The sequence below is a fragment of the Bradyrhizobium sp. LA2.1 genome (genome assembly GCF_040547725.1).
GTDB lineage: Bacteria > Pseudomonadota > Alphaproteobacteria > Rhizobiales > Xanthobacteraceae > Bradyrhizobium > Bradyrhizobium barranii.
On record NZ_JBEPQI010000082.1, the window covers coordinates 1 to 1527 of the forward strand.

Consider the following 1527-nt stretch of genomic DNA (forward strand, 5'->3'; position numbering starts at 1 on the left):
TAGTCTTACTGCGTCATAAATTTTTGCGCGATCGCGGACGCAGGATCGCTCTTGCGCAACATGGACATCGCGACAGACTTCTGACGAGGGCGAGAACGAGCCGTCGACGCATCGTCGCAATCGAGTTTGGAATGTGCCGTTCGGTGCGCAGCGGCGGAGCCTCTGGGTTTGTAACCTTCGGGAAGGGCAGGCGTTTGGAACAGCCCGGCTGAACGAGGCGCTGAGGGGGGAATCGTCTCCCTTTCGGAGATGAGGAATCCGTAAGCCGCTATGCATAGTGTGGCATGGTGGTGGAAGCCGCGCCAACCGCGCCCTTCGAAGTGGCCGAGCCCGACCTCCTGCTTGAGTTCCTGATAGTCGCGCTCAATGCGCCAGCGCAGTTTTGTCAGGTCGACCAACCGATGGAAGGCGATCTTTTCGGGAACGGTCGAGAGCCAATATTTTGTCGGCTCGGCCTCGTTCTTCGGCCACTCGATCAACAGCCATTCTTCCGGGCGGCTCTTGGTGAGGTTGTAATCGCGATGGGCAACCCGCACGCGCACCCGAGCAAAGCGCGAGGTGAGCTGCTCGGCCGAACCTTCGCGCCACGCGATCGTGCGCCATGCCTTTGCCGGCAAGCCGAGCGCGAGTTTCTTGACCGAGATTGGCTGATGATGGCGATCACGCCGTATCAACTTCGGCGGCCTTCCCTGGCCCGACCATCTTTTGGCGCGCAGCGGCACCATGCCCGGCGCCCACACCGTGGTGTTCGGTAGAATGCCAGCGACATAGCTCAACCCCAGCGTTGCGATATCCGTGCGCAGTTCGGTGTTGGCACCGTAACCGGCATCCATCAGCACGACGCCGCGCGGCAGGCCGGCCTCGCAGGCCTTACGAATCTGATCGAACGCGATCTGCGGCTTGGTCTTGAAGACAATGTCCTCAGGAATGCCGGCCTTTCGCCGGCGTGCGCGATCTTGCCATTCCTGCGGTAGGTACAGGCGATAAGCGACCGGCAGGCTGGCGTGGTGATTGGCAATCGACAGCGACACCGCGACCTGACAATTGTCCTGCTTGCCGAGTTGGCCGCAATACTGTCGTGCCACTCCTACTGAATGCCGGCCCTGCTTGGGAAAACCTGTGTCGTCGATAATCCAGGCCTCGATCGGTCCATGACGCTCGATCCGCGGCAGCACCATCTCGCGCACCTTGGTCAAGACCTTCTCGTCCGACCAGCGCCCTTCACCGACAAAATGCAGCAGCGATTGATGCTGCGCCGCTGTCCGTTCAGGCGCGGTGATCGCCGCCATCGGTTCCACGCTCTTGCGTTCGCATGGCATCATCAGACCAACGCAGTAATCCCGTAACGGCTTCGCCCGGTCTGCATGGCCGATCACGCTCACAAGCCCCTCGACATAGGCCGCAAACCGCGATTCACTCCCGTCCGATCTTGGGTGACCCATCCCAGCTCTCCATGCCGAAAAACGAATCTCCCGAAAATACCAGCAATTCCAGGATCAAAGATCGCGACTTTCTGACTCAGTAAGA

The 1527-nt window shown here is 60.3% G+C and carries 1 protein-coding gene; it reads right to left on the minus strand.

Annotation, left to right across the window (positions count from 1 at the left end):
- Positions 1-5: 5 nt before the first annotated feature.
- On the minus strand, positions 6-1442 hold the full coding sequence (locus ABIB95_RS47310; protein ID WP_456651263.1) for an IS701 family transposase: 1437 nt from the start codon (positions 1440-1442) through the stop codon (positions 6-8).
- Positions 1443-1527: the final 85 nt, after the last annotated feature.